Annotated in this window: 29 protein-coding genes and 1 tRNA gene; 17 read left to right on the top strand and 13 right to left on the bottom strand. The window is 61.8% G+C overall.

Annotated elements, in window-relative coordinates; translation table 11 throughout:
* Positions 1–92: 92 nt before the first annotated feature.
* The 7 genes from NMAG_RS16000 (at position 93) to NMAG_RS16030 (ending at position 5218) form a co-directional block, all read left to right on the top strand.
* On the top strand, positions 93–641 hold the full coding sequence (locus tag NMAG_RS16000) for a hypothetical protein (protein ID WP_004215917.1): 549 nt from the start codon (positions 93–95) through the stop codon (positions 639–641).
* 70 nt (positions 642–711) lie between these two features.
* Positions 712–1593 (top strand): hypothetical protein, encoded by an 882-nt coding sequence (locus tag NMAG_RS16005; RefSeq protein WP_004215916.1) that lies wholly within the window; start codon positions 712–714, stop codon positions 1591–1593.
* Between the two features lie 12 nt (positions 1594–1605).
* Positions 1606–2316 carry an RNase P subunit p30 family protein gene (locus NMAG_RS16010; RefSeq protein WP_012996817.1) on the top strand — a complete coding sequence of 237 codons (711 nt, stop codon included), beginning with the start codon at positions 1606–1608 and terminating at the stop codon, positions 2314–2316.
* Positions 2300–2929, top strand: coding sequence for a class I SAM-dependent methyltransferase (locus NMAG_RS16015; RefSeq protein ID WP_004215915.1), 630 nt, complete (start codon positions 2300–2302; stop codon positions 2927–2929). Before NMAG_RS16010 ends, NMAG_RS16015 begins: the two co-directional genes overlap by 17 nt.
* 38 nt (positions 2930–2967) lie before the next feature.
* The gene (locus tag NMAG_RS16020) at positions 2968–3480 is read left to right on the top strand and encodes an Rpp14/Pop5 family protein (protein ID WP_004215914.1); all 513 of its coding nucleotides are present in this window, start codon (positions 2968–2970) and stop codon (positions 3478–3480) included.
* A 4-nt stretch (positions 3481–3484) separates the two neighbouring features.
* Positions 3485–4240, top strand: coding sequence for an archaeal proteasome endopeptidase complex subunit alpha (gene psmA / locus NMAG_RS16025; protein ID WP_004215913.1), 756 nt, complete (start codon positions 3485–3487; stop codon positions 4238–4240).
* Positions 4241–4492: 252 nt separating this feature from the next.
* Positions 4493–5218 carry a ribosome assembly factor SBDS gene (locus NMAG_RS16030; protein WP_012996818.1) on the top strand — a complete coding sequence of 242 codons (726 nt, stop codon included), beginning with the start codon at positions 4493–4495 and terminating at the stop codon, positions 5216–5218.
* A 527-nt stretch (positions 5219–5745) separates the two neighbouring features.
* On the opposite strand, the gene NMAG_RS21080 is transcribed toward NMAG_RS16030, so the two are convergent.
* Together NMAG_RS21080 and NMAG_RS16040 are read right to left on the bottom strand one after the other, a co-directional pair.
* Positions 5746–6159: a hypothetical protein gene (locus tag NMAG_RS21080; RefSeq protein ID WP_012996820.1), complete on the bottom strand. Its 414-nt coding sequence runs from the start codon at positions 6157–6159 to the stop codon at positions 5746–5748.
* Between the two features lie 205 nt (positions 6160–6364).
* Entirely contained in the window at positions 6365–6694 is a 330-nt protein-coding gene (locus NMAG_RS16040) for an FUN14 domain-containing protein (RefSeq protein ID WP_049916350.1), read from the bottom strand.
* A gap of 591 nt (positions 6695–7285) precedes the next feature.
* Here NMAG_RS16040 and hflX point away from each other — a divergent pair.
* From hflX to NMAG_RS16055, 3 genes are all read left to right on the top strand, one after another.
* Positions 7286–8587: a GTPase HflX gene (gene hflX / locus NMAG_RS16045; protein ID WP_004215904.1), complete on the top strand. Its 1302-nt coding sequence runs from the start codon at positions 7286–7288 to the stop codon at positions 8585–8587.
* Positions 8588–8793: 206 nt separating this feature from the next.
* Positions 8794–9948, top strand: coding sequence for a thiolase family protein (locus NMAG_RS16050; protein ID WP_004215903.1), 1155 nt, complete (start codon positions 8794–8796; stop codon positions 9946–9948).
* Positions 9945–10304 (top strand): hypothetical protein, encoded by a 360-nt coding sequence (locus NMAG_RS16055; RefSeq protein WP_004215902.1) that lies wholly within the window; start codon positions 9945–9947, stop codon positions 10302–10304. Before NMAG_RS16050 ends, NMAG_RS16055 begins: the two co-directional genes overlap by 4 nt.
* Here NMAG_RS16055 and NMAG_RS16060 read toward each other — a convergent pair whose 3' ends face one another.
* Positions 10305–11288 carry a DUF7547 family protein gene (locus tag NMAG_RS16060; RefSeq protein WP_004215901.1) on the bottom strand — a complete coding sequence of 328 codons (984 nt, stop codon included), beginning with the start codon at positions 11286–11288 and terminating at the stop codon, positions 10305–10307.
* 158 nt (positions 11289–11446) lie between these two features.
* Between NMAG_RS16060 and NMAG_RS16065 the strand changes: the two genes are divergently transcribed.
* Together NMAG_RS16065 and NMAG_RS16070 are read left to right on the top strand one after the other, a co-directional pair.
* Positions 11447–12199, top strand: a complete 753-nt coding sequence (locus NMAG_RS16065; RefSeq protein ID WP_004215900.1) for a ribonuclease H-like domain-containing protein — start codon at positions 11447–11449, stop codon at positions 12197–12199.
* 95 nt (positions 12200–12294) lie between these two features.
* A complete protein-coding gene (locus NMAG_RS16070; RefSeq protein WP_004215897.1) occupies positions 12295–12732 on the top strand; it encodes an acyl-CoA thioesterase in 438 nt (145 codons plus the stop codon).
* 40 nt (positions 12733–12772) lie between these two features.
* Here the strand turns inward: NMAG_RS16070 and NMAG_RS16075 are convergent, their stop codons facing one another.
* The 8 genes from NMAG_RS16075 to NMAG_RS16110 all read right to left on the bottom strand — a co-directional run bounded on the left by NMAG_RS16075 (position 12773) and on the right by NMAG_RS16110 (position 18927).
* Positions 12773–13057 (bottom strand): HalOD1 output domain-containing protein, encoded by a 285-nt coding sequence (locus NMAG_RS16075; RefSeq protein ID WP_004215896.1) that lies wholly within the window; start codon positions 13055–13057, stop codon positions 12773–12775.
* 246 nt (positions 13058–13303) lie between these two features.
* Positions 13304–14272, bottom strand: a complete 969-nt coding sequence (locus tag NMAG_RS16080; RefSeq protein WP_004215895.1) for a methyl-accepting chemotaxis protein — start codon at positions 14270–14272, stop codon at positions 13304–13306.
* 531 nt (positions 14273–14803) lie between these two features.
* Positions 14804–14877, bottom strand: a tRNA-Thr gene (locus tag NMAG_RS16085).
* A gap of 109 nt (positions 14878–14986) precedes the next feature.
* A complete protein-coding gene (locus NMAG_RS16090) occupies positions 14987–15487 on the bottom strand; it encodes a GNAT family N-acetyltransferase (RefSeq protein ID WP_004215894.1) in 501 nt (166 codons plus the stop codon).
* Entirely contained in the window at positions 15465–16679 is a 1215-nt protein-coding gene (locus tag NMAG_RS16095; RefSeq protein ID WP_004215892.1) for a phosphoglycerate kinase, read from the bottom strand. The genes NMAG_RS16090 and NMAG_RS16095 overlap by 23 nt, the downstream gene beginning before the upstream one ends.
* 231 nt (positions 16680–16910) lie before the next feature.
* Positions 16911–17549, bottom strand: coding sequence for a CBS domain-containing protein (locus NMAG_RS16100; RefSeq protein ID WP_004215890.1), 639 nt, complete (start codon positions 17547–17549; stop codon positions 16911–16913).
* 141 nt (positions 17550–17690) lie between these two features.
* Positions 17691–18455, bottom strand: a complete 765-nt coding sequence (locus NMAG_RS16105) for a GTP cyclohydrolase III (RefSeq protein WP_004215889.1) — start codon at positions 18453–18455, stop codon at positions 17691–17693.
* 145 nt (positions 18456–18600) lie between these two features.
* Positions 18601–18927 (bottom strand): DUF5785 family protein, encoded by a 327-nt coding sequence (locus NMAG_RS16110; RefSeq protein WP_004215888.1) that lies wholly within the window; start codon positions 18925–18927, stop codon positions 18601–18603.
* A gap of 170 nt (positions 18928–19097) precedes the next feature.
* Between NMAG_RS16110 and NMAG_RS16115 the strand changes: the two genes are divergently transcribed.
* Positions 19098–19571, top strand: coding sequence for a GNAT family N-acetyltransferase (locus NMAG_RS16115; RefSeq protein ID WP_004215884.1), 474 nt, complete (start codon positions 19098–19100; stop codon positions 19569–19571).
* 53 nt (positions 19572–19624) lie between these two features.
* Here the strand turns inward: NMAG_RS16115 and NMAG_RS16120 are convergent, their stop codons facing one another.
* Positions 19625–20431 (bottom strand): methyltransferase domain-containing protein, encoded by an 807-nt coding sequence (locus tag NMAG_RS16120; RefSeq protein WP_004215883.1) that lies wholly within the window; start codon positions 20429–20431, stop codon positions 19625–19627.
* 164 nt (positions 20432–20595) lie between these two features.
* The gene (mct, locus tag NMAG_RS16125) at positions 20596–21783 is read right to left on the bottom strand and encodes a succinyl-CoA:mesaconate CoA-transferase (protein ID WP_004215882.1); all 1188 of its coding nucleotides are present in this window, start codon (positions 21781–21783) and stop codon (positions 20596–20598) included.
* A gap of 136 nt (positions 21784–21919) precedes the next feature.
* Here mct and glmS point away from each other — a divergent pair, with 136 nt between their 5' ends.
* The 4 genes from glmS to mch are packed head-to-tail and all read left to right on the top strand — an operon-like array spanning position 21920 to position 26299.
* Positions 21920–22375, top strand: coding sequence for a methylaspartate mutase subunit S (gene glmS, locus NMAG_RS16130; protein ID WP_004215881.1), 456 nt, complete (start codon positions 21920–21922; stop codon positions 22373–22375).
* 8 nt (positions 22376–22383) lie between these two features.
* The gene (locus NMAG_RS16135; RefSeq protein WP_004215880.1) at positions 22384–23823 is read left to right on the top strand and encodes a methylaspartate mutase subunit E; all 1440 of its coding nucleotides are present in this window, start codon (positions 22384–22386) and stop codon (positions 23821–23823) included.
* 42 nt (positions 23824–23865) lie between these two features.
* Complete coding sequence (locus tag NMAG_RS16140; protein ID WP_004215879.1) at positions 23866–25152, top strand: methylaspartate ammonia-lyase; 1287 nt, start codon at positions 23866–23868, stop codon at positions 25150–25152.
* The gene (gene mch, locus NMAG_RS16145) at positions 25145–26299 is read left to right on the top strand and encodes a 2-methylfumaryl-CoA hydratase (RefSeq protein WP_004215878.1); all 1155 of its coding nucleotides are present in this window, start codon (positions 25145–25147) and stop codon (positions 26297–26299) included. The genes NMAG_RS16140 and mch overlap by 8 nt, the downstream gene beginning before the upstream one ends.
* The last annotated feature ends 21 nt before the right edge of the window (positions 26300–26320 follow it).

A 26320-nucleotide genomic window follows, 5' to 3' on the forward strand; every position in this document is an offset into this window, starting at 1 on the left:
ATAGCGACACTGATCGCTCAGCAGTCGAAACCGTCGGACGCCACGCCGGAAGAAACCAGAATCAACTTGAAACAGCCAATACGAGTGACACTATGTCTGGCGTGGTCTCCCGACGAACGCTCCTCCAGTCGATCGGTATTGGGGCAGCGGTGCCAGCGATCGAGACAGTGACAGGGTCGAAAACGAGTCAGTTGTCGTTTCGTGACCAGTCGCCGCCAGTAACGTGGTCACAGACCTACGACCCGGGCGGACTGGCAACCGACTCGAGCGTGAACGATCACATCGTTGTCTCCGATCTCCAGCCGAGCAGCCACGGCGTGCTAGCGGTCGGATACGGTTACACTGCAGACGCGGGCCACGGCTGGATCACGAGTATCGACGGCTCCGGCCACCGCCAGTGGGAACACGTGTTCGACGGAAACGTGGAGTTTCGCGCTATCGAGTCGGCCCAGTCCGACGGCGATAGTGATCGGTCCGAACCACACGATGCGATCGTCTGCGGTGCAACGAACTCGACAGTGCGGCCCGAGGCGGGTGCCAGAAATTTCGATCCGTACTGTGCCCGTCTCGATGATGAAGGAGAACTCACGGTGGGGTCTCACGTATCAAACGGACCACTCATACGGTGGAACATACGGTAACAGTAACAGTAACAGTAACAGCAGCAGTAACAGTGGTGGTACTCTCGGGGGAAGCGGCCGACTATTCGACATGGCGGCTGTCGGCAACCGCTACGTCGCCGTCGGAATCGAGAGCGAGAACCGGCGGCTGCCCTCTGCGATCTCGATCGCCGATAGCGGAGATCTCGAGTGGCGCTGGCAGCACCCTGCCGACGAACGAGGCACGACCTGGGCGGTCACAGCTCTCGGCGCCGACGTCGTACTCGTCGGTTCCTTGAGAGTGGACAATCAAGACGGTGAGACACCGTGGATCGCCAGAGTCGATGCGAACGGCGAGACGGTCTGGGAAACGTTCCTCTGGGATGAGGCTGACGACGCCAGACTCACCACCGTCACCCGCGGTCCCGACGAAACCGTCTTCGTCGCCGGAACCAGTGAGGGAGGCGAGATCGGATCGTTCGCGGTCGACGACCACGACGGTGACGTACAGTGGCGTCGCACCACCGACGAGACTGTGTCGGAACTCGAGGACGTGGAGGCACTCGGCGACGGCTACGCTCTCGTCGGCTCCCGCGAAACCGACGACGGAACGGCAGCCTGGGTAGGCGTGCTGGCTCAGGACGGAGAGACAGTCTGGACGACGACTCTCACCGAGGAGCGCCGCACTACCGGGACCTCCATCTGTGAAACCGCCGACGGAGGCCTCCTCGTCGGCGGTGAGACGAGAAACGACGCTTCACGTGCGTGGCTCGCCAAACTCGGTGGCGATGCGGAGGTCGAAGACAGGTGGGAGATGCCATCCCCATCGTTGCCGGGTTGGGTCACACCGTTTGTCGCTGGTATCGGAATCGGTGGCGGAGTCGCCGGCGTACTTGCACGTCGCCGGTCTGGAGCAACAGCGAGTGCGACCGCTGGAGCGAGCGACCAGACCGACGACCCGTCGAATGACGCAAACCCCAAGTCCTCGCCGTGAGATGGGTCGTGTATGTACGAGGCCGTCCACGCCTACCCCGACGGAGACAGCACGGTCGCCAGACTCGCGAAAACGGCGGCTGAGTACGGGTTCGAAGGCGTGGTCGTACGCAACGACTCGAGTACCCGCGCGGAACTGGAATTCGATGCCGACGAGATCAGCGCGGCGTACGACGTCGACGTCGTCACAGGTGTCGAGATCGACGCCGACAACGTCGAACAGGCAAGCGGTGCGGTCGGGAACTACCGAACTGATGAGACCATCGTCACGGTCTCGGGTGGCTCGCCGGTGATGAACCGCTTTGCCGTCGAGAACGAGAAGGTGGACGTGCTCGCTCATCCGATGACCGACAGCGGCGACGTGAATCACGTGCTCGCGAAGGCGGCCGCCGAGAACGGGGTCCGATTCGAGTTCGATCTCTCGGGTGTGCTCCGGACACATGGTGGCCGGCGAGTTCGAATCATCCAGTCGTTGCGGAAGTTAGAAGATATCATCGGCTACTACGACGCGCCCTACGTCGTGAGCGCGACGCCGCGCTCACACCTCGAACTGCGCGCACCCAGAGAACTGGCAGCGCTTGGCGACCAGATCGGCTTTTCGAAGTCATTTATCGAGGACGGACTCGCCGAGTGGGGCCACCTTGCCGAGCGCAATCGTCGGATTCAGTCCGAGTCCTTCATTGAGCCGGGGGTCAAACGGGGCAGGTATGAAGAAAAGCATTGAGGAACACGCCGCCCGCTTCGACGAGGCTGCAAGCGAGTACGACGACGACAGCTCCGAAGAGTACCGTGCGTGTGCGAATCTGGTAATCGAGCACGCAGCGCCTGACGCGGACGAGGTCGTCCTCGACCTCGGCACCGGAACTGGCGCAATCGCGCTCGCGCTTGCCCCCGACGCAGAACGCGTCGTCGGCCGCGACATCAGCGAGGGCATGATGGAGGAAGCAGCGTCCAAAGCGGCCGACCAGGGAATCGAGAACGTCGAATTCGATCGCGGGACGTTCCGCGAGCCCAAGTACGACGACGAGGTCGATGTCGTCACCTCCAACTTCGCGATGCACCACCTCTCGGACGAGGAAAAGCGCGAGGCTATTTCGGTCATCGGCGACCTCGGCCCGCAACGGTTCGTCCTCGGAGACCTGATGTTCTTCGATGAACCCAACCCCGACGCACCGTTCTACTCGCCCGAGGTCGACGATCCCGCGACCGTTGGCTTCCTCGCCGACGCGCTCACCGACGCCGGCTTCTCGTTGACGGCCGTCGAGCGCGTCCACGAACAGGTGGGCGTGCTGGTAGCCGAACGTGGCCATGGTCGTGACGAAACCGACGCCCAGTAACACTCCGAAGCCGTACTGAAACACCACTCCAAGCCGCAATGAAACACCTTCCCAAACACCTCCGCCCGCGCTGGCGCTATCTGGCAGTTGAACTCGAGTGCTGGCCCGATGCCTCGATCGACCGGCGGGCGTTTCAGCGCGAGTGCTGGTACGCCGGCCAGAATCTGCTCGGCGATCCGGGGGGTGCCCGCGCCGACCTCTCCGTGCTGCAGTTCGAGTTTGACTCGACGACAGGCATCGGTGAGGCGCTCGTCAAAGTCAGACACGGCTGGAGCGACGAGGCCCGGGCGGCGATCACCTGTATCGACGCCATCGGCGGTGAACCGGTCGGTGTGCGGGTCACTGGTATCAGTGGCACGATCCGTGCCGCTGAAGAAAAGTATTTAGGACGCCGCGGGCAAGATTCTGAAGAGAGACACGTCGTGTTCGGGAACGAGGAGCGAGTCGCCGTTGTGCGCGATGGATCTGTAGACGTGCGACTCGATGCGGCGTTCGCGGGGACGACAGACCTCGATTACGACGATTACGATTACGATTACGATTTAGCGTGATACTATGCAGGGACAAGCCCAACAGCAGGCGTACGACCGAGGCATCACGATCTTCTCGCCCGACGGCCGACTCTACCAGGTGGAGTACGCCCGCGAGGCGGTCAAGCGTGGCACGGCGAGTATTGGCGTTCGAACCGACGACGGCGTTGTGCTGGCCGTCGACAAGCGCGTTCCCTCGCCGCTACTCGAGGACTCGAGTGTCGAGAAGATTCACAAGGCAGACGACCACATCGGCATCGCGAGCGCCGGCCACGTTGCCGACGCGCGCCAGCTGATCGACTTCGCGCGCCGCCAGTCGCAGGTCAACCAGCTGCGTTACGGCGAGCCAATCGGCGTCGAGACGCTGACGAAGGAGGTCACAGACCACATCCAGCAGTACACCCAGGTCGGCGGTGCCCGTCCGTTCGGCGTCGCGCTGATCGTCGGCGGTGTCGAGAACGGCGAACCGCGCCTGTTCGAGACTGACCCATCCGGCACGCCGTACGAGTGGAAGGCCCTCGCTGTCGGTGCCGACCGCAGCGAACTCCAGACCTACCTGGAGGAGAACTACGACGAGGAGGCTGATCTGGACGGCGGTATCCAGCTTGCCCTCGACGCACTCGCGTCGGTCAACGACGGCTCGCTGCTGCCAAGCGAGGTCGGACTCGCGACCATCGACGCCGAAAGCGAGAGTTTCGAGCAGTTCGAACAGGACCACATCGCGGACCACCTAGAAGAGAACGACCTCCTCGACGACGGCGAGGAGGAGGCAGACGAGTAATCGAGATCACGACCAGGTCACGGTCACAGTCACCACAGCGAGTGACTGCACGTCCTCACGGACGGCGACTAACGACGATACGGAACGAACGGCGAACCGCGAACCGCACCACTTCTCGACCGGCCGTTTCGAACCCGACACTTCCACCCTGAGTCCCAACTTCGTGTTGCCGCCACCATCCCCAGTACAACGCTTGCCCAACAGCCCACCAGCAGGAAAAACTCTTTTAGGCGGCCGACGGAACTCTCTGCTATGATATCACTCGACGAGGCGGTGACAGCGCGGCTCGAATCACACGGGGCGCGCTTCGAAGTGTTGGTCGACCCCGACGCCGCGCTTGCCATGAAGCGCGACGAGTTTGACGGCGAACTGGAAGAAGTCATCGCCGCGGAGGACGTCTTCGAGAACGCCTCCCGTGGCGACCGCCCCGCCGAGGACGATCTCGAGACGGTCTTCGATACGACGGACCCACTCGAGATCATTCCCGAGGTCGTCAAAGAAGGGGAGATCCAGATCACGGCCGAACAGCGCCGCGAGATGCAAGAGCAGAAGCGCAAACAGCTGATCAACACCATCGCGCGCAACGCGGTCAACCCGCAGATGGACAACGCGCCCCACCCGCCAGAGCGAATCGAGAACGCACTCGAGGAGGCGGGCTTTACGGTCGACCCGATGGAGACGGTCGAGTCCCAGGTCGACGACGCGCTCGACGACCTTCGACCGGTGATCCCGATCCGATTCGAGGAAGTGACGATCGCGGTCCAGATTCCGGCGGAGTACGCGGGCAGTGCGCAGGCGCAGGTTCGCCAGTTCGGTGACTTAGAACGCGAGGAGTGGCAGCCCGACGGCTCGTGGATCGGCGTGGTCACGTTCCCAGCAGGGATGCAAAACGAGTTCTACGACGTCGTCAACGAGCACTCGAGTGGGAAGGCAGAGACGGAGTTGGTCAAGGACAAGGACGACCTGCAGACGCGGTGAACTGACAGAATACACTCATCTGTTGCAGGGCGGAGGAGTGTGCGAAACCGTAATCACGCTTTCCGTTTGACACTCAACTACTGAGTCTGTGGTCTCTCGATAGCTTACTCGGTGGCGTTGTCAGAGCGGTCGCAGCGGTGGTCGTCCTTCTGTTTCTCTGGTTCTATTTCTCGTCGCATACACCGCTGTTCTACCTGCTTGGCGGGATCGTTGCAGGATTCGTCCTGCCGTACGTCGCCATTGCCATCCATCATACCTGGATGCGGCCGCACGAACCTCAGTAGACGCACAAACATAGACTGTGCTACTGGGACATCCGTGCTCGCCCCTGGTTGGTACTCAGTAGTCACTGAGGTGAGAGAGGGAAACAAATAGGAGAGAAGGACTCTACTGAAATCCTCAATTGGTGATAGATTTCGCGCATCGTGCTGGATATGGAGGATCTATGCAGCACGGTAGCTCACTACTTCCCCCTCGAACCGTTGAACCACCCGCTCCTTAGATTTTGATGTAACCGAAACGTAATATCAGCATCTAATATCGGCTGATTGTGCAAGTTGAGTGCGGTCACCATCGTCAAGCCGATAATAAAAGGACGTATGGAGGCAATAATCCTCGTCAATGTTATCCACTCCAAGGAACTCAACATCAGCTGCGAAGTCGTCAACAGCACCATGTAACGCTACTGGTGATGAATCCTCAGGTGGCGTCATCACAACCGATTTGGCGGTTTCTGTATCGACAGAATACGACTCCCATTCCATGATTTCGCTTTCGAGTTCAAGAGCGAGGTGAAACGTGTGAGGTTCGCCATTTCCGTTGTGAAGCTCAACTTGGACTTCCTGAAGTGATCCAGATGTTCTGAATGTATCCAGACAACCAGCGAGCGTCGAACTCAGAAGGGGTCCGGCTGTGAGGAGTGCTTCACGTCGGGAGGGCATAGTATGAACTATCAATTCGACTGAGTAAACTATTACGTCTCACGAGGGACCCGAGCTGCGCGATCTAACTGCCACTCGGTGAACGGCCATCTCATGCCACATTTGTGCTGTATTCAGCACGCAGTTCACATCAGCACTGAAGGATTTCAACAGAGCCGAGAGAATCGAACGAGGGCGATACATTGTATCGACTCGTCCTAATCGCCTATGCTCGGTGGTAGCCAATCAGAAACCCACTCGTGAAGCCGACTGCGATCGACCCAACCGAGAGCAGCGACTCCAGCCAGTGGACGTCCATCCCGGCCTGGTGGGTCTCAGCCGCTCCCTCGCTCGTCGACACGAGCCCCGCCGAGAGCCGATCCCAGTCGACGATGAGAATCTCCTGGGACTGGAGATAGCGAACCACCATCAGTTGCACACCAAAGATAATCGCGAGCACCTTCGCGATTCGTTTGGTCGCAAAACCGAGTAGGCCGCCGAGAATCGCGCCGGCGAGGAACTCGAGTGCGAGCATCGTGGGATCGACAGAGACCATCATCGCGAGCATTCGTAGCACCGATAATGACTGTTGTGATCGAGTGAGTGTGTTGTGGGGTGATTGATCCGGCGTGGCGGGTTGGGTGTGGGAGTGTAAGTATGATGGGGTGGGCGTGGTGGATTGAGCGTGGTGGTGTGAATGCGATGGATTCGGCGTGGTGGATTGGACGCGTCGGAGTCAAGTGGTCGACCGAATACAGCAGGTGATCGGTGTGTGACCCGAGAGATCAGTGGGGCGAGCACGGGATTCAAGGCGCTTGGAACCGTACGCGCGAGTATGGCTGTGGATCGTCTAACGGAGGTGGCGGACCGGCACGACGAGCGTGGTTGATCGCGTCCCAACGGCGTTGCGAGGGCGACGACGCGGGGAACCACCACGAGCGCCGCGGCGGCATCGTCCGTTCTCTCCGCAGTTACACGAACATGATATAGTACGCAGGCAGCCACGCGCGACCAGTCGCGTCTCTGCAGCACTTCCGCTCGCAGCCACGATAGAGCGACTTCTCTTCGAACCCGAATCCGAACCCGAACCCGAACCCGAATCCGAACCCGAATCCGAACCCGAAACAGAACCCCCACTCAAATCCGCATGAGAGCAATCATCGCAAAGCGCGTCGACTCCGGAACGCCAGATACGACCGAGATCTCCGACCTCGCAGCCGCAGCAGGGTACACCGTCGCCGGCGAGGTTACCCAGTCCCGCCGGGCTGATCCGGCACTCCAGCTCGGCGAGGGGAAAGCCGAGGAGCTCGCCGAGGTCGTCGAAGCGACCGAGGCCACGACCGTCATCTTCGACAATCGGCTCGGACCCTACCAGACATACAACCTCGGCCAACTGCTCCCCGAGGGTGTCGAAGTCATCGACCGGTTCACACTGATCCTCGAAATATTCGGCCAGCGTGCCCAGACCCGAAAGGCACAGCTACAGGTCGAACTCGCCGAACTGCGCTACGAACTCCCGCGTGCCGAGGCCAAGACCAGCCTCGCAAAGCGCGACGAGCACCCCGGCTTCATGGGCCTGGGCGAGTACGACGAGAGCCGCGAACAGGACATCAAAAACCAGATCAGCCGGATCAACGACGAACTCGAGCGCATCGAGCAGACCGAGGAGCACCGCCGAGAGCGCCGGCGTGATTCCGGCTTCGATCTGGTCGCGCTCGCGGGCTACACGAACGCCGGCAAGTCGACGCTGCTGCGTCGCCTCTCGGAGGATCTCGACGTCGACGAGAACGAGGACCTCCATCAGGATCTCGACGCGACCGCCGAATCCCAGGACAAACTGTTCACCACGCTCGGGACGACGACCCGACGCGCCGCCATCGAACCGCGTGACGTGCTCGTGACCGACACTGTCGGCTTCATCAGCGACCTCCCACACTGGCTGGTCGAATCGTTCAAGTCGACACTCGACTCCGTCTACCGCGCCGACCTCGTCCTCCTCGTCGTCGACGTGAGCGAAGACGTGGACGACATCCACGAGAAACTCGTCACCAGTCACGACACCCTCTACGAGCGCAACGAGGCTCCGATCGTCACCGTGCTCAACAAGATCGACGCCGTCGACGAGGCGGAACTCGAGGAGAAGCGCGAGGCACTCTCGGCACTCGCGCCGAACCCGGTCACTGTTAGCGCGCAGGAGGGGCAAAACATCGACGCGCTGCTCGATCGGATCGACGACGAACTGCCCGACTGGGAGGAAGAGCGACTCATGCTCCCGATGACGGACGAGACGATGAGCGTGGTTTCGTGGATTCACGACAACGCCCACGTCGACGACGTGACCTACGGCGACGAGGACGTACTGGTCTCCTTCGAGGCCCGTCCGGCAGTTATCTCGCAGGCTCGCACGCGTGCGAGCGAGTTACAGGCGACTGTGGCGGACTCGGCCTGACGCTCTGGTGTCGGCGACCAATGTTGCTCTTACTGGTTCGCCTCTGGTAGTAGACCGGTCAATCGGTGGTTTGGCGGGCCAACGGACAGACGAACCGATGAACCGACGAACCCGCGAACCGGCGAACCGATGAACCGACGACTGCAGGAGAGACCCCAGGACCACTGACCCCATCTTATAAAACACAGACCTGTGTGCAGTAGGATATGGAACGTGTTGCTGTAATCGGCTCGTCGATGACCCAGTTCGGGCAACGAGACGGGTGGATTCTGGACCTCCTCGCGGAGGCCGGCCTCGCCTGTCTCGACGACGCGGGCGTCGACGCAGCCGACGTCGACCACCTCTACGTCTCGAACATGGCAAGCGGCGAGTTCGAGGGCCAGACCGGCATCATGAACGCGCTGGCCCAGGACATCGACGCGACGCCAGCGTACACCCAGCGAATCGACCAGACGAGTTCGAGCGGCGGTGCGGGCATCTACGCCGCCTGGCAGTCCATCGCCAGCGGTGCAAGCGACATGACGCTGCTCGTCGGCGGCGAAAAGATGACCCACCGGACGACCGGCGAGTCGACCGACGTGATCGCCTCGCTGACCCATCCCGTCGAGTACAAACAGGGCGTGACGCTGCCCTCCTTCGCGGGCCTGACCGCACGCCACTATCTGGAGCGCTTCGACGCACCCCGCGAGAGCCTCGCGAAGGTCGCCGTCAAGAACCACGCAAACGGCGTCCACAACCCCCATGCCCAGTTTCAGAAGGAAGTCGATCTCGAGACGGTACTCGAGTCCCCCATCGTCGCCGACCCGCTTCGGCTGTACGACTTCTGTCCGATTACGGACGGCTCGGCGGCGCTCATGCTCTGTCCAGAGTCGGTGGCACAGGAGTATACGGACGACTACGTCGTCATCTCGGGCATCGACGGCGCGACGGACACCCACGTCGTCCACGAACGCGAGGATCCGACGATCATGGGCGGCGTCGTCGAGAGCGGTGAGAGAGCCTACGAAATGAGCGGCCGCGACCCCGACGATATCGACGTCGCCGAACTCCACGATATGTTCACCATACTCGAGTTCCTCCAGATGGAGGGACTCGGCTTCGCCGAGCACGGCGAGGCCTGGAAGCTGGTCGAGGAGGGAGAAACAGAACGGGATGGCGAACTGCCGATCAACACCTCGGGCGGGCTCAAATCGAAGGGGCATCCGCTGGGGGCGAGCGGCGTTGCACAGGGCGTCGAGATTTACGAACAGCTCATGGGCGAAGCCGGCGACCGGCAGGTGGAGGCCGAGGTTGGCCTCTGCTGTAACGTCGGCGGGTTTGGTAACTGTGTGATTACGACCATCATGGAGGCAGCACAATGACGATGGAAGCAATGCGGTACGAGGACGGCACGATCAGCTACCCCGGCCATCCGCGCGGGCCGGGTGGAACGGAGCCGGTCGAGACGGTCGATCTGAGTGAGTACACCGCAGAGGTGATTACCTGGACGACCTCGATGGCGACCCCGCCAGGTGTCCGTGAGCCGAACCATCTCGCAATCGTCGAGTTCGACGTCGATGGCGAGAGTGTCCGTGCGCTGGGCCAGCTTACGACTGGTGACGTCGAGACGGGTGACGAGGTCCAGCCCGTTCACGTCGACGAGTTGCGCGAGCCAGGAGCCGGAATCCGAGAGCCTGAGAGTCAGGAGTGGGACGGCTACCGGTTCGATCCGGTCTGATCAGTGACTGGTTCCGGTCTGTGAGCCGTCACTGCTGTCGTCTTCGCCACCGTTCTCGTCGTCGCTGCTTTCGCCTGTATCGGTGGTGTCCTCGTTGCTGCTGTGGCTCCTATCTGTGCCAGCGCTGCCGTCAGCGCTGTCACTGTTGGTGTCCTGCCCGTCCTGTCTATCGCCCTGTCTATCGTCCGCAGCGGCCTCACCGTCTGCAGACTGCTCGTCGGCTTCCGGTTCGTCGGTAGACCCGTATCGGTCCCGCAGCGTCTCGAGTTCGGCGTCGACGTCGACGGTCGATTCGGGTTCGCTCGTTGATTCGACATCGACCGTGCCATCGTCGCTACGGCCGTCTGCTCTCGCCTCCGATTCGTCGTCCGTAATATCGATCCGAACCGCATCCTGTCGGTCGCTATCGACTGTGTCGGCCGCGGTAGTGTCGCTCTCAGAACCCGAACTCCCACTTGTCGCATCGCGCAGGCGAGTATCGACCTCGTCTCGAAGCTCGCGCGCTTCGGTGAGCAGGTCGCGGGCGTCCTCGTCAGCGGGGAGCGCACCCGAAGAGGCTGCTCGCTGAAGCTGTGAGAGGACGGTGTCAAGCTGTGAAAGCGTCGTTTTCCGGAGGTCGGTTGCGCGCTCGTTCGTCGCTTCGGCCGCCTCGCTCGTTCGCTCGCTGACCTCGCGTTCCGTCCGAACGAGTTTGAGTCCGCGCTGGAACGTCTCGAGTGCACGCACGCTGGACTCGAGGACGGTGATCGCAGCGGGAATCGCGACCCTGTCGGTAAAGGAGAGCACTTCGCCGGGTGTCGGCGGTCGGAGACGTGAAGGTGGTCGCGGCGGCGTTCTCCGTCGCATGCCGTTTCCGTTTGCGAGTTCCTCGCGAAGTTCGTCGATCGTCTCCGTGAGTTCGTCGACGGCGTCGGCGAGGTCGTCCGTCGGCTCCGTGGACCCTCCGCCGGAGCCAGCGTCGGGACCAGTGTCGGGATCGCTCATACGCATCCTACGGGGCCCCGGTATGAAAATCCGGGCATCGTGTTGGTGGCCGAAGAGGAACACGGCTGGCGGGCGAGGGACAAGAACGTGGGGGTCGACGCATCGCGGCCGCCCGACAGATCCAAGCGCTTTTCCTTCCACCACTCCCCTCCACTGGTGTGCGAATCGAGAACAGTTTCATCCCGGTCCGCGGCGTCGGTGAAACGACCGAGCGCCGCCTCTGGGAACACGGGATCACCCATTGGGACGACTTCGACGGCAACGTCGTCGGTGACACGCTCGCCGATCGAATCGAGGACTTCATCGCAGACGGCCGCCAGCACCTCGATCGGGGCAACCTCACGCCGTTCGCCGAGGCGCTCCCCGCCTCGAGTCGCTGGCGACTCTACGAGAACGTCCGCGAGGAGACGTGCTTTCTGGACATCGAGACCACCGGCCTCGACGCGAGTTGCAACGACGTAACGACCGTGAGCCTCCATCGGGGCGGCGAAACGAAGACGTTCGTCAAGGACCGCGACCTGACGAGCGATCGACTCGCAAGCGAACTCGAGTCCGCCTCGTTGCTGGTCACCTTCAACGGGCAGCGCTTTGACGTGCCGTTCCTCGAGACCTGCTACGATGTCGACGTGACGACGCCCCACGTCGATCTCATGTACCCCTGCAAGAAGGTCGGCCTCGATGGCGGGCTGAAGGCAATCGAACAGGATCTCGGTATCGAGCGCGAGATGCCCGATATTAGCGGTCGCGACGCGGTTCGACTCTGGCACGAGTACGAACGCGGCGACGAGAGGGCACTCGAGACGCTTATCGAGTACAACCGGGCCGACACGAAGAACATGGAACCATTGATGGACCGCGTTGCGACACGACTCCACGAGGAAGTCTTCGAGTCCGTTCAGCGGACGGCCTGAGAGCCACACCGTTCAGCGGGAACACAACAACTGAGTGACCGAAAACGCGGCCTGAACCAGCAACGCTACAGGGGTCGACTTCGTCAGCCGAGACCATGACTCAAGATAGCGACAATCGCGAGACGCGCACGTCGTTCGACGCCGACTACGAAGTCGAAGTCGACGTTCGACTGCGGGATGTCGATTTTATGGGTCACGTCAATAACGCGACGTACGCAACGTACCTCGAACAGGCCCGCGAGGCGTTCTTTACGGACGTGTTCGGAACGTCACTCGTCGATCTCGACACCGTTCTCGCCAACGTTGAACTCAACTACGAACGGCCGATCGAGGCCGACGCAACGGTCACCATTGGGCTTGCGATTGGCGACCTTGGAACGACCAGTCTGCCGATGCGCTACGAGATTCGTGCCGATGGAGCTCGCGCTGCCACCGCCAGCACAGTCCAGGTGTTTATCGACCGCGAGAGCGAACAGTCTCGACCAATTCCAGACGAGTGGCGCACCCGGCTCGAGCAGTACCAACTCGAGTAACGACCGGACGGGAGCGAACGATCGACCGAAAATGTGCTGCTCAGACGGAAGCGTCCTGTACGCTAACGTCGCCCTCACCTTCGACGATGATATGATAATCATTAAACATAAACTCGACACGTCCCGGTAACCGGTCAGAGCCGTCCTGTCGCGGTGCAAACAGCGAATCCAGTGCTTCAGGGTTGACGACATCATAGAGCGCCTCGTACTCCGGCGGTTCGATATCGGTCGGATCGACACCCTCTCGTTCGGCGACTGCGGCAATTACTTCGAAACTCGGTGACTGCGAATCAGTGGCCTCCGAACGATCGACTGAGAGTAGCATTGACCGCACTCTTTTCCCGCCCATATATAAATCCACTGGCCTCAACCCATGCTTGTGGTATTTTTATAGCCACCAGTGATTGAATGTGATCACCGATGTATTTCTTTATCATATAATATGGACAAATATAGTTGTATTCAGGCAAATTGGATGGCTTCAAGCAAGGGTATATGTCGAGAAGGAAGTGATTGCATCCCTAATTACTGATTCGAACAGCTACTACAATTGCCAGCGTTCGATCCAGCCCTACGCATTCGGCGTTGGCGATGGCGCGAGATCGTCAGCGAGGTACTCGAGTGTCTGGTCGATGCTCTCGACCTGATTCGTCTGGTGTTGGATTTCGCCTGCAATTTCTTCGGTCTGTTCGGCGATGTTCTCGGCGCTTGCGACTGTCTGATCGACCATACTCGCAACTTCTTCGGTGCTCGAAGCTTGTTGGTCGGTGGCCGCTGCTACTTCGGCGATACCGTCCGAGACCTCGTCGACGGCGTCGTGGATCTCCTCGAGGATGTTGATCGCCTGATTGACGGAATCGATCCCCCGTTCGATCCGGTCGTTGTTCGCTTCGAGACTCTCGGCGGCAGTCGCCGTGTTCTCTTCGACGTCGTTGATCATGCGCTCGATTTCCGTCGCCCGCTTCTGGGAGTCCTCTGCGAGCGTCTTGACCTCGCTCGCGACGACGGCGAAGCCGTCGCCGGCCTTGTCCGCGTGAGCAGCCTCGATCGAGGCGTTGAGCGCGAGCAGGTTCGTCTGGTCCGCGATGTTGTTGATCACTTCGACGACCTTGTCGATCTCGGCGACGCTTCGCTGAATCGTTGCCACGTCGGCTGACACGTCGCTTGCGGCCTCCTGAATCGCGCTCATTGCCGACCCGATTTCGGATGCAGACTCCTGTCCGTTTTTGGCGAGATCGCGAGCGGTTTCGCCGGCAGCAGACACCTCCTCAGCAGAGGAAGCGATCTCCTCGACGGATGCGGACAGATTCGATGTCTCGTCTGCGACCTGCATGATCGCCTCGTGTTGGTCACTGGCTTCGGCGTGGATGGTCTCGAGTCGGTCCCCAATTTCGGTGGTGCTCTCGCCGAGCGTCGCGAGCGATGTTTGCATCTCGTTTGCGGCCTCGTTGTCGTAGTCGACATCGGTATCGACACTCTCCGTTGTCGCGGCGTCGAGTTCGTCACTAATTTCTCGATCTGCGAACGACTCCTGTTTCACAGCTATTTTTGAAACAGTCCGCCGTATTAGCCGTTCTGCCCAACTAGACACTCATTTATTTCAACTGCTGTACTATCGGTCACTACTATCCGACGGTACCACAACGTTGCACCGACTGGGTAACGCTGAGAGGAGACAGATTGTAAATCGGAAGGACTGGTGCAACTTCCCACCAGATATTACCAGGGCTATCCAATACATTTACCATATGTTGAACGAGAGACTATATTGCAGGGACACAACCACCATTGCCAACGCAAGGTAGCGATACCCTGCAGTAGCCATCCATGGCTCAGTGATCACCACCAATATCACTGACTCGGCCCTCCCAGGGCCGATTTGCCAGAGGCGCACGGACGCTCTACTGAAAAGCCGTCTATTGCAGACGCTACACGCTAGACGTTAGGAGCCCAACGGTCAGCTGTTTCTCCACGTCAAACTCCGTTAGGAACAGCGTCATCGCTACAAGATGGAGCGCAGACCCCACACAGACTGATCCTACAGCCACCTCACTGGGACAAAATCTGAGAGAGCCAGGGCGGGGATTTGAACCCCGGAAGTCTCGATTACAAGTCGAGTGCATGAACCGCCCATGCTCCCCTGGCGCTGTCCGTTGGTTAGGAATCCTCCTTTGAGTGTGTATCGTTTTCGGTTTCCGGTTTCCGGGATCCGGTCACAACCGTCGTTCGCATTACAAGCACCTCGAACTCGAGTTCAGTCCTCGTCACTCACGTCAGTAAGCGGCCGCTGCATCCCGAGACGATACGGTTCAAACCCGTGTGACCGGTAGAACCGCCGCGCTGCATCGTTTGCTGCCATCACTTCGAGTAACAGCACCTCCGCACCCTGGTCCTCGAGTTCGGTCGCCGCTGCGACGAGGAGTTTCGAACCGATCCCCTGTCCTCGATAGGCAGGCAGGACGTAGAGGTTCGAGAGTAGACCGCGGGTTCGGTCGAGTTCGAGACTCCCGCGCTCGAGTGAGACGGAAGCGAAGCCGACGATATCGTGTGTGTTGTCGTCCTCACCGACTCTGGCGACGAGCAAGCCGTCTGTGATCTGATGGGCAGCGAGCGTCTCGCGCATCGCCTCGCGGTTTGCCTCAGCACGGACGGCAGAGTCGTGCTCGCGTTGGCCCTGTGCCAACTGGACCCACAGGTCAGTGACCGCGTCGATGTCGTCAGTCGTGGCGTGTTCAATCGTCAGCTCGGGGGCCATTCTCGAGTGCAGTCACGGCTGGCAGCGGTTCGGCGGTGAGCATTCGGAGCGCGGCACCGCCACCAGTGCTGACGTGCGAAAAGCCCTCGACACCGAGCTGGCGCAGCGCTGAGGCGGTGTCGCCGCCGCCAACGATGCTCATCGGCACCGACGTGGCCGCGCCGTAGAGTTCCTTCGTCCCCGTTTCGAACGTCTCGTCTTCGAAGACACCGGCCGGTCCGTTGAGGATCACTGTGCCAGCGTCTTCGAGTATTCGTTCGTAGTAGGCGAGCGTCGAATGGCCGATGTCCATCGCGGCCTCACCGTCTCGGGGCGGAAGCGCGTTGACGGCGAGTTCGTGGCGGTCGCCATCGCGCTCGACGGCGACGTCGCGTGGGAGTGCGATGCGGTCGCCGTAGGCGTCGAGCAAGTCCTGTGCGCGGTCGATTTCGTCCCAGTAGCCCTGGTCGTAGATGAAATCTGAACTCGCGTCACCGAGGTCGACCTCGTCGGCGATGAGGAAGACATTGCCGACAACGCCGGCCGTAAGCACGTGATCCGCGAGGCCCTTCTCGAGGACGCTCCAGGCGACGTCGATCGAGTCGGGGACTTTCGCACCACCGATGACGTAGACTCGCGGCTCGGGTGTCACCTCAATCGAGCCGAGGACGTCGAGTTCGGACTCCATGACGCGACCTGCGTAGCCTGGAAGTACGGTCGGGAAGCCGACCAACGAGGGCTGTGAGCGGTGTGCTGCCGCGAAGGCGTCGTTGACGTAGGCGTCGAGCACGGGCGCGAGGCCTTCAACGAGATGCGTGCGGGCTGCGCGTTCGGGCTCGAATTCCATGTACTCCTCGCTGTAGAAGCGGGTGTTCTCGAGGACGACGCACTCGCCGTTGTCGAGCGAACGGACGGCCTCGCGTGCGGCATCGGTGAAGGTAGCATCGGCGTACTCGACGGGGCGGTCGAGCAGGACAGACAGTCGATCGGCGTGTGGCGCGAGTGAGACGAAATCGTCGCCGCCGGGACGGCCCTGGTGGGCGAGAACGGCGACCCGACCGCCACGCTCCAGGAGCTCCGAGAGCGTATCGACGTGTGCGCGAAGTCGGGCGTCGTCGGCGAGTGACCCCTCGGCGTCGATCGGACTGTTGACGTCGACGCGAACGCCGACGGTTGTCCCTTCGACGTCGAGGTCGTCGAGGGTATCGATCATTGTCGACCAGTCCACCGCGGCACCCGAAAGGTCTTTCTATCGGAGAGATAGTCACCATCTGCTGATTCACGAACACGAATGGGAACGCAAGCGCGGGTGCGGGTGCGAGTGTGGGCGTGGATGTAAGTGCAAGTGCGAGTGCGAATGCGAGTCCGAACCCGGACAAAAACGAATGAACCGAACTGTCGAGTCAACCGCTCGAATCGAACCGGAGTCCGAATCCGTGTCTCGCTATACGCTCCGACAGTCCGAGCAGACAAACTGCCCGTTCGAATCCCAGAGTTCGTCCGCGAGTGAGCCACAGGTCTCACAGACGCCCTGTGTCGAGTACTCGTCGCCGCCGTTTGGCTGAATCTGGTCCTGTGGCTCGTGCTCAGTTCCGGTGAGCGGCATGGCTGCGAGTCGCTCGTCGGCTGGTTCCTCCTCGGAGAATCCGTTTGCCGCTGGATCGCTGGACTGGTTCCGGGACCGAGACTGCGTCGTGGGTTGGAACGACCCCGCGGCCGCAATAATATCCCGCTGGGTGACGAGCCCCAGCACCTCGTCGTTGCTATCGACGACGAGGTTTCGGATACTCTCGCGAGCCATGATCGTTGCCGCGTCCGGTACCGACTGCGTCGGATCGACTGTAATCACCGGCGACGTCATGATTTCTCCGACAGTCGTCTCCGCCGGGTCACCGCCGTCCTCAACGAGGCCGAGCACGTCCCACTCCGTCATGATGCCGACTGGATCGGGGCCGCGGACGACGAGCACACAGCCAGTCTGCTCTGCTCGCATCAGTGAGACCGCGCCCTGAACAGTATCCGACTCGCTCACGCCAACGTATTCGCTCGTCAAGACGTCCCTGACCGACAGTTCTGATTCCATATGTGAACAAACCGCGTGGTCGGGCTAAAAACTACCTCCACTACACTTAAGCGGCCAGCCGGCGAAGTTCTGTGATTACGGGTACAAACCGGGCCTCCTGCTGTCGTTCACGAGGCCAGCTGTTCTCGTTTCGCCCTGTTCTCACTTCCACTCGAGTTCAACACGCGTCCCGTCAGCCCGACACGTCTCGAGTGCGTGCTTTGCGTCGAAGCCAGCGTCGTGGGCGTTCTCGCCGCGGCCGACGCCAACCTGGAGTTCGACGCCGACGGCCTCTTCGACGTGGAAGATGGCGTCCTCGTAGTCGCCTTCGGTGAGGTCGGGACAGGTGACAATGATGTTGTCACCGCCGACGAAGAACGAGAGGCTATCGTGGGCGTGGCGCATGTGGCGCATGAGTTCGGCGTACCCCTGCTCGATCTCGATGAACGTGTCGAAGGCGTTGAGTTCGTCGGTGTAGTTACCGGTCGCGTCGATGACGTCGAAGTGGGCGATCTGGACGTCGTCGGTGGTTCGGTGGCCGTCCTCGATGGTCCGCCCGTCGAGACACTCTCGGCGGCTCTTGTCCTGTGCACTGCCGGCTTCCTGGATGAGCGCGGTTGCATCGGCGAGCGCCTGGACGGGCGTCGTGCCAGTCGCGACGCCGAGGCTAAGCGTCACGGGGTAGCGGTTGCCGACGGATTCCTGGAGAAGTTCGTGATCGTCCATCGACAGCCCGTTCGTTACCGCGATGATGTTGTCGAAGCGAGTGAAGAAGGTGTAGCCGCCGCGGTTACCGACGAACTGAGAGATGTCGGCGTAGAGGCGAGATTGCAACGTCTGGAGGTCGGCCTCGCGTCGCGGCTCCGGCGTCACGGTCCACGGTCCGTAGTTGTCGATCTGAACGAGCGTTACCTGCGTGTTAGTCACGGTACCCGAAGATTTCGGCCACCATCGTATAAGTGATACGTAATCCAGATTCGTGATGCGCCCTACGGTATCGAGGATCCATGGGCCAGCGGCGGAAGCTGGTTGCTGCACGGAAACAGGAACTGAGACAGAACTGAGACCGGACTCAGGCGCGTTTCTTCTCCGGATTGGCTCCCTTCGGGTGGTACTCCCAGAAGTCACCCTCGCGCATCGCCGCACCGACTGCCTTGTGCATGTCCATAATCGTCTCGAACTCCGCCTGATCGACGTACTCGAAGATGTCGCTGAGCGAAACGACTCGCTGATAGTTGACCCGAATTGGGTCGTCGCCGTACTCCGCGACGAACTCGTCGCGCTCGAGTGGGAAGTCCTCTTCCTCGTCGACCTTCTTGGCGATGATCGCCATGTCGTACTTGCGCATCCCCTCGCTGCCTTCCTCCCCGTCGGGGTCGTGTGGCCAGTCCGAACTCATACTCGGACGTGTGTGTGGGTCCCGCAAAAGGGTTGCCTTTGCTCGCGTCGCTTGCCGCTCGTCCCTCAAACGGCGAGGAACAGCATACACGGAGAACGCCCCCACAAATCGATTGTGAGGGTGACTCACACCGTCCACACGTTCAAGAACGAACGCCGACCACTCATCGTATGGCTCCGGAACTCGTCGAAGCCAGCGCAACCGACCTCGAGGATCTCGTCTCTCGCTGGTACGCACTCGCAACCGCGATGGAACCGTACGATGAACTGAACGAACTCGAGTACACCGCCCTCGATGACGTCCCCGACGACGGCTTTCGGGCGCATCTCGACGACGAGTCGATCACGGACTATCTGATCGTCCACGAGGACACCACGATCGGCTTCGTTACGCTTTGCGAGGGCTCTCACCCGTCGCGGCGCTACTCGAAGTCTCTCCGTATTGTGAACCTCGCGATCGACGAGGTACATCGGAATCAGGGCCACGGCTCGAAGGTTATCGAGCGCGTGCGAGCGCTAGCCCACGAGCGCGGCTGTGACCACCTGAAGGTTTCCTGTGAGTGGCACAACGAGGACGCGCGTCGCTTCTACCGCGAGGTGGGCTTCCGACAGAAGCAGGTCGAGTACGCAGAGTCGCTGGAGTGATTCGGTTTCGTGCTTGACACGGCTGCTCTACACCTGCTGTAGCGCCAGATCGGTCACCGTCTATTCGTCTCGCGAACCAGACCGACCTCAGAGGGCCGAACAGCAACGACACGAAGTCGACGATAGTCTGCAACCCACGTCCCGTCGACGAAGTACTCGTCACGAAGTCGGTCCTCGACCGCCCCAATCACGTCCGCGCGTTCGGCTTCTGGGACCTCCGCGAATAGCTCATCACCGAACATCTCGAGCCACGAGGTCAGCCCGTCCACGCCGCCGTCGAGTTCCGTCGGCCGATCGAACAGCGTCGCATACCGGACCTCGAAGCCGGTGGACTCGAGTACCGTTGCGTACTCGCCGACGCTCGGGAAGTACCACGGGGAGTCGACATCGTACCCGCGCTCGCCCGCGGCGGCGCGTACCGCCTCGACGATCGACTGCACGTTGCCGACGCCACCGAGTTCGGCGACGAACCGGCCGCCCGGACGCAGTGACGCCGCGACGGAGTCGAGGACGGCGTCCTGGTCTGGAATCCAGTGCAGCGCCGCGTTCGAGAAGACGGCGTCGAACTCGGCCTCGAAGGAAAAGTCGCGCGCGTCTGCGCGGACGAACTCGCGGTCGGGATAGCGTTCGCGGGCCTCGGCGAGCATCTCCCCAGAGGCGTCGAGTCCGACGACGTCAGCGCCGCTTCGTGCGATCTGGTCGGTCAGATGGCCGGTGCCACAGCCGAGGTCGAGGATTCGTTCGTCCGGTGCTGGCTCTAGCAGGTCGACGACGTCCTCACCGTACTCGAAGACGAACGAGTGATTTCCGTCGTAGGAGGTACTGTCCCACTCGGTGTCCGTGTCGTCACGTGGTGACATATCCGGAGCAAGGGCGCGCCTTACTTATCAGTGGTCATGTGTGTCAACATGACACAGGAACAAACCAGGAAACTGAAAATCGGGCATCTGATCCAAGCTGTGGCCGTTGCCAGTCTGTTGTCGTTTCCAGTCTGTCGTCGTTGCCAGTCTGTTACCGTTGTCAGCTAGTCGTCAGCCGCCTGTTCCACATCAGTCGTTTCCTTATCCGAGCCGAGCACCTCCTCCCGGTGCTCGTCGAGCAACGGCGCGCGACCACGTGGCTGCGGCGGCGTCTCGGTCATCTTGATCGGCGAGCCCGCGATCTCGACTTCCTCGTCCGTTCCAGGCTGTTCCACCGGCACGAGCATCTCTCGCGTTTCGACGTGCGGGTCCTCGAAAATCTCCTCGGTGGTCTGGACCGGTGCGACAGGGACCCGGCCCTCGAGTGTCCCCACGAGTTCGTCGTTGGTCAGTCCGCTGGCCCAGTCGGCGATTTCCTCGCGCAGCGACTCTCGGTTTTCGAGGCGCTCCGCAGCGGTGGGGTACTCCTCGGCGAGGTCCTCGCGGCCCATCGCGTCACAGACTTCGTTCCAGTGATTCGTTCCGAAGGCGGCGATGACGGTATGACCGTCCGCGGTTTCGAACGCGTCGTAGGGGAACAGCGTCGGGTGGGAGTTACCCCGTCTGGAGGGTGCCTCGCCGGTGTAAGACTGCTGGTAGATGGCGCGCTCGGTCAGGCTGAGCATGGAGTCGTACATCCCGGTGTCGACGTACTGGCCCTCGCCGGTCTGCTCGCGGTGGTTGACGGCGGCGAGGATGCCGATACAGTTCAGCGTGGCCGTGAAGAGGTCGCCGATACCGGGGCCGACCTTCGTCGGCGGGCCGTCCTCCTGGCCGGTGGTCTCCATGACGCCGCCGAGCGCCTGTGCGATGAGGTCGAAGGAGGGCTGGCCCTGTCGGTCCGTCTCGCCCGTGCGCGGATCGCCGAAGCCACGGATCGAGGAGTAGATCAGCTGTGGGTTGTACTCGGTGAGCGTTTCGTAGCCCAGGTCGTACTTCTCCATCGTGCCCGCGCGGTAGTTCTCGACGACGATGTCGGCTTCCTCGACCAGCGAGAGGAAGTCCGCGCGGTCCTCGTCGTCGTTGAAGTCGAGTTCGATGCTGCGCTTGCCGCGGTTGACGCTCTGGAAGTAGCCGCCGTAGGCTTCCTTCTCGGGGTCGTCGACGAACGGCGGATTCGAGCGGATGAGGTCGCCGCCAGGTCGTTCGATTTTGACCACGTCAGCGCCCATGTCCGCGAGTAACATCGTACAGTACGGGCCCGCGAGGACCTGCGTCAGATCCAGCACGCGCAGATTCGAAAGTGCGCCCATGATGGTGTCGTTGCGATAGCGATATCTAAACCTTTACTATTGATCATGTAGGTGTGAACTTGTGTCATTGAGGGGTAGCTAAGGTGTTTAAGGTATATTATCATGGAAGATCATTAACTTTATACCGGAGTCCATCATGGTTCTGCATACGATGTCCCAAACGGTTGTCCTCGGCGTGATCGGCTCTGACGCCCACGTCGTCGGCATTACGATCCTCGAGCAGGCATTCAGTGCAGCTGGCTTCGATGTCATCAATCTCGGCGTCCAGACTTCCCAGGAGGAGTTCGCCGAGGCCGCAGTAGCACACGATGCCGAGGCCGTACTGGTCTCATCGCTCTACGGACACGCCGAGCAGGACTGCCAGGGATTCCACGACGTGCTCGACGCCGAAGGCGTCGACGCACTCACCTACATCGGCGGCAACCTCGCCGTCGGGCAGGACGACTTCGAGCAGACGCGGGAAACGTTCGAAGACCTCGGCTTCGACCGGGTCTTCAACTCCGAAACTGATCCCGAAGAGGCAATCGCTGCGCTCCGACAGGACCTCCAGATCACGACGACGGAGGCCGAGCGCGCGACCATCAGCTCATAGAGGCCTCGATGATACGAGACGAACGCATTCCAGCCGACGAGCTACGGCGTATCGACGACGAAATCCGGTCCAACTGGCCGACGGGGGACGCAGTCGACTTCGACGAAGCCATCGACTACCACGAGTCACTGCCCGCCCACAAACAGTTCGCCGACGTCCTCGAGAACGCGGACAAGCCACTCTTGCAGCCACGAGCCGGCGTCCCGCGACTCGACGATCAGATCGAGCTACTCGAGTACCTCCACGAATCTGGGCAGGCAGACCTCCTGCCGACCACGATTGACTCGTACACGCGCGACAACGAGTACGGGAAGGCACAGGAGGGACTCGAGAAGGCCCGCGAGACCGGTGAGGACACCCTCAACGGGTTTCCGGCGGTCAACCACGGCGTGGAGGACTGTCGAAATCTGATCGAGGCGATCGACGCCCCGATTGAGGTCCGCCACGGGACGCCAGACGCGCGCCTGTTGGCGGCGATCACGTTCGCCGGCGGCTTCCAGAGCTTCGAGGGCGGGCCGATCTCCTACAACATTCCGTACACGAAACGCCACGGACTCGAGGAGACGATCGAGAAGTGGCAGTTCGTCGACCGGCTCGCAGGAGCCTACACGGAGCGCGGAGTGCGGATCAACCGCGAGCCGTTCGGTCCCCTCACGGGAACGCTGGTTCCGCCATCGATCGCGATCGCGATCATGATCGTCGAGGGCCAGCTCGCTGCGACGCAGGGCGTGCGCTCGATTACCCTCGGCTACGGACAGGTCGGCAACGTCGTCCAGGACGTTGCAGCCCTGAACGCACTCCAGAAGCTTGGCGACGAGTACCTGCCCGACGAGGTCGTCGTCACGACCGTCTTCCACGAGTGGATGGGCGGCTTCCCGCCGGACGAGGCCCGCGCCAACGGCGTGATCAGCCTCGGCGGGATGACCGCTGCCATCGCACAGCCGGACAAGGTTATCACGAAGTCGCCCCAGGAGTTCCAGGGCGTGCCGACGAAGGAGGCAAACGCCTCGGGCCTGCGCACCACGCGCCAGGTCATCGATATGGCGATCGAACAGGAGATCGACATCGACGGCATCGCGGAGGAACAGGACCTGATCGAGCGCGAAACCCGGTGTCTGATGGACACCATCTTCGAGCACGGCGACGGCGACGTCGTCCAGGGAACTATCAAGGCGTTCGACTCGGGGGCACTCGACGTGCCGTTCGCGCCGAGTGACAGCGCACGAGGGGCGGTCCTCCCGGCTCGCGACGACGACGGTCGCGTCCGCATCTTCGAGTGGGCCGACCTCGCGATGGACGACGATATCAAGGAGATCCACAAGGCCAGACTCTCGCGGCGCGCCGACACCGAGGGCCGCGATCAGTCGTTCCGCATGGTGGCAGACGACGTCGACGCGATCAGCGACGGAAAACTCATCGGTCGCCCGCAGAACGCGGGGGACGTCTAAGAGCACGACTACGACTACGACTACGACGCACATACATCGAGAATGCAGATCACAGACATCCACGCGACGCCCGGCTACTCCGGGTTCTTCTTCGACGACCAGCGCGCGATCAAACAGGGTGCCCAACAGGACGGGTTCACCTACGACGGCGAGCCCATCACCGACGGCTTCGACGAAATTCGTCAGGCCGGCGAAACCCTCATCGTCGATATCGAACTCGCCGACGGCACTACGCATCGCGGCGACTGTGCCGCAGTCCAGTACTCCGGCGCAGGCGGGCGCGATCCGCTCTTTCAGGCTGCAGAGTACGCTCCCGTCGTCGAGGGCCCCGTCGCCGAAGCACTCGCCGGACGCGACGCGACCGAGTTCCTCGCGAACGCGGACCTTCTCGAGGACCTCGAAATCGACGACAAACGACTGCACACCGCGATCCGCTACGGCGTCTCCCAGGCGCTTCTCGCCGCCGCGGCCGCAACCCAGGGGACAACCCGAACCGACGTCCTCGCCGACGCCCTCGGCACGGAGCCCGCGACCGAACCCGTACCCGTCTTCGGGCAATCCGGGGACAACCGCTACGCCAACACCGAGAAGATGTTCATCAAGGGCGTCCCCGTCCTCCCGCACGCGCTGATCAACAGCGTCGAGAAGATTGGGGAAGATGGAGAGACGCTACTCGAGTACGTCGAGTGGCTCACCGAGCGCTCGCAGGAACTCGGTCCCGATGGCTACGAGCCGCGATTCCACATCGACGTCTACGGCATGATCGGCGAGGTGTTTGGCGCGCCCTACGACCGCGACGAGGTGATCGACTACTTCGGGGCACTCGAGACGGCCGCCGCGCCGTACCCGATCCAGATCGAGGGACCGATGGACGCCGGGAGTCGCGAGGCACAGATCGAGGCGATGGTCGAGCTTCGGACAGGGCTGCAAGAAGCTGGCGTCGGCGTCGATATCGTCGCCGACGAGTGGTGTAACACCTTCGAGGACGTGCAGGCGTTCGTCGACGCAGGCGCGGCCGACGTCGTACAGATCAAGACGCCCGACCTCGGCGGGATCCACCGCAGCGGACAGGCCGTTCGGTACTGTGAGGGCACCGAGACCCGCGCCTATCTCGGCGGGACCTGCAACGAAACGGAAACGTCCGCACGCGCCTGCGCACACGTCGCGCTCGCGACGGATGCCGCACAGGTGCTCGCAAAGCCCGGCATGGGGTTCGACGAGGGCTACATGATCGTCGAAAACGAGATGCGACGGACCATCACCCAGCGGAATCGCGAGCAGACCACAGAGACAGAGACAGAAACTGACGAAATTACTGCAGATGACTAAAGAGCCACAACGGGATTCCGACACCGACACCGACACCGGGAGCGGAGAGCAACCCGAACCGCGACCGATCGACTGGACCGATCCCGACACGTTTGCACAGGCACTCGAACAGGTCGAGACGAAGGAGAAGGGCAACTACTTCGAGGACTTCTCGGAAGGCGACCTCCTCGAACACGACCCCGGGCTCACGCTCACCCGCTGGGGGAACGAGTCATGGATGAGCCAGACGCTCAACCACGACCCGGCCTACTGGCGCGCCGACGCCGCCGCGGAGCGCGGCTTCGACGAACCGCCGATCCATCCGGACTATCTCACCGCTGCCACGCTCGGCATCACTGTCGAGGACCTGAGCGAGAAAGGAGGCTACTTCCTCGGCCGGACAGACGTTCGGTTCCCTGGCACGCCGGTCTACGCCGGTACCGAACTGCACGTCGAAAGCGAGGTCGTCTCGACGGCGACCTCGAGTTCCCGTCCCGAGTTCGGCATCGTGACGTGGCGAACGCGCGGCACCGACGCCGAGACTGGTGACGTGCTCTGCTCGTACGAGCGGACGAACATGATTCCGCGGCGAGAGCCGGTTGCGACGGACGGCGGCGGGAGTGCTGCAACGGCCGACGCCGACGCAAACGGCGACAACACCCCTGCGCTCCCCGAAACGTTCGTCACCCCCGACGGCGGCTACTTCGAGGATTTCGTGGCTGCACTCGAGACGGCCGAGGGAGACGACGAGAACGCCGCAGTTGCCTATCGCCACGAGCGCGGCCGTACGCAGGACGACGTAACCGTCGCCTCGCTCCCGCTCGCGACGCTGAACACGGCCAAACAGCACCACAACATCGACGTGATGGCCGACTCGCCGTCGGGCGATATCGTCACCTACGGCGACGTGACCCGATCGACCGCGCTTGGCCACGCGCGCTCGGACGAACAGACCTGGCGCGAGGTCGGCTTCGACGACGAGCAGTTCCACACGTTCGTCGCGGCCGGCGACACCGTCTACGCGTTCACGCGCGTCCTCGACGCCGAAGACGATGCGTCCACCGACGCAGCGGGAACGGTCCGGTTCGAACACATCGCGTTCAACCAGGACGACGAACCCGTCTACTCGGGAACCAGAACAGCGGAAATCCAGAAGCGCACAGCCTAACGAGTACGTGCGACCACGCTT

Origin of the sequence: Natrialba magadii ATCC 43099 (assembly GCF_000025625.1) — an archaeon.
GTDB lineage: Archaea > Halobacteriota > Halobacteria > Halobacteriales > Natrialbaceae > Natrialba > Natrialba magadii.

Coding starts and splice junctions, on each gene's coding strand:
- NMAG_RS21080 (WP_012996820.1), bottom strand. CDS start 6,159: ATGCCCTCCCGACGTGAAGCACTCCTCACAGCCGGACCCCTTCTGAGT.
- hflX (WP_004215904.1), top strand. CDS start 7,286: ATGAGAGCAATCATCGCAAAGCGCGTCGACTCCGGAACGCCAGATACG.
- NMAG_RS16140 (WP_004215879.1), top strand. CDS start 23,866: ATGCAGATCACAGACATCCACGCGACGCCCGGCTACTCCGGGTTCTTC.
- NMAG_RS16115 (WP_004215884.1), top strand. CDS start 19,098: ATGGCTCCGGAACTCGTCGAAGCCAGCGCAACCGACCTCGAGGATCTC.
- NMAG_RS16015 (WP_004215915.1), top strand. CDS start 2,300: ATGAAGAAAAGCATTGAGGAACACGCCGCCCGCTTCGACGAGGCTGCA.
- psmA (WP_004215913.1), top strand. CDS start 3,485: ATGCAGGGACAAGCCCAACAGCAGGCGTACGACCGAGGCATCACGATC.
- NMAG_RS16010 (WP_012996817.1), top strand. CDS start 1,606: ATGTACGAGGCCGTCCACGCCTACCCCGACGGAGACAGCACGGTCGCC.
- mch (WP_004215878.1), top strand. CDS start 25,145: ATGACTAAAGAGCCACAACGGGATTCCGACACCGACACCGACACCGGG.
- glmS (WP_004215881.1), top strand. CDS start 21,920: ATGGTTCTGCATACGATGTCCCAAACGGTTGTCCTCGGCGTGATCGGC.
- NMAG_RS16050 (WP_004215903.1), top strand. CDS start 8,794: ATGGAACGTGTTGCTGTAATCGGCTCGTCGATGACCCAGTTCGGGCAA.
- NMAG_RS16110 (WP_004215888.1), bottom strand. CDS start 18,927: ATGAGTTCGGACTGGCCACACGACCCCGACGGGGAGGAAGGCAGCGAG.
- NMAG_RS16135 (WP_004215880.1), top strand. CDS start 22,384: ATGATACGAGACGAACGCATTCCAGCCGACGAGCTACGGCGTATCGAC.
- NMAG_RS16075 (WP_004215896.1), bottom strand. CDS start 13,057: ATGCTACTCTCAGTCGATCGTTCGGAGGCCACTGATTCGCAGTCACCG.
- NMAG_RS16095 (WP_004215892.1), bottom strand. CDS start 16,679: ATGATCGATACCCTCGACGACCTCGACGTCGAAGGGACAACCGTCGGC.
- NMAG_RS16070 (WP_004215897.1), top strand. CDS start 12,295: ATGACTCAAGATAGCGACAATCGCGAGACGCGCACGTCGTTCGACGCC.
- mct (WP_004215882.1), bottom strand. CDS start 21,783: ATGGGCGCACTTTCGAATCTGCGCGTGCTGGATCTGACGCAGGTCCTC.
- NMAG_RS16060 (WP_004215901.1), bottom strand. CDS start 11,288: ATGAGCGATCCCGACACTGGTCCCGACGCTGGCTCCGGCGGAGGGTCC.
- NMAG_RS16020 (WP_004215914.1), top strand. CDS start 2,968: ATGAAACACCTTCCCAAACACCTCCGCCCGCGCTGGCGCTATCTGGCA.
- NMAG_RS16090 (WP_004215894.1), bottom strand. CDS start 15,487: ATGGCCCCCGAGCTGACGATTGAACACGCCACGACTGACGACATCGAC.
- NMAG_RS16005 (WP_004215916.1), top strand. CDS start 712: ATGGCGGCTGTCGGCAACCGCTACGTCGCCGTCGGAATCGAGAGCGAG.
- NMAG_RS16120 (WP_004215883.1), bottom strand. CDS start 20,431: ATGTCACCACGTGACGACACGGACACCGAGTGGGACAGTACCTCCTAC.
- NMAG_RS16100 (WP_004215890.1), bottom strand. CDS start 17,549: ATGGAATCAGAACTGTCGGTCAGGGACGTCTTGACGAGCGAATACGTT.
- NMAG_RS16055 (WP_004215902.1), top strand. CDS start 9,945: ATGACGATGGAAGCAATGCGGTACGAGGACGGCACGATCAGCTACCCC.
- NMAG_RS16000 (WP_004215917.1), top strand. CDS start 93: ATGTCTGGCGTGGTCTCCCGACGAACGCTCCTCCAGTCGATCGGTATT.
- NMAG_RS16040 (WP_049916350.1), bottom strand. CDS start 6,694: ATGGTCTCTGTCGATCCCACGATGCTCGCACTCGAGTTCCTCGCCGGC.
- NMAG_RS16030 (WP_012996818.1), top strand. CDS start 4,493: ATGATATCACTCGACGAGGCGGTGACAGCGCGGCTCGAATCACACGGG.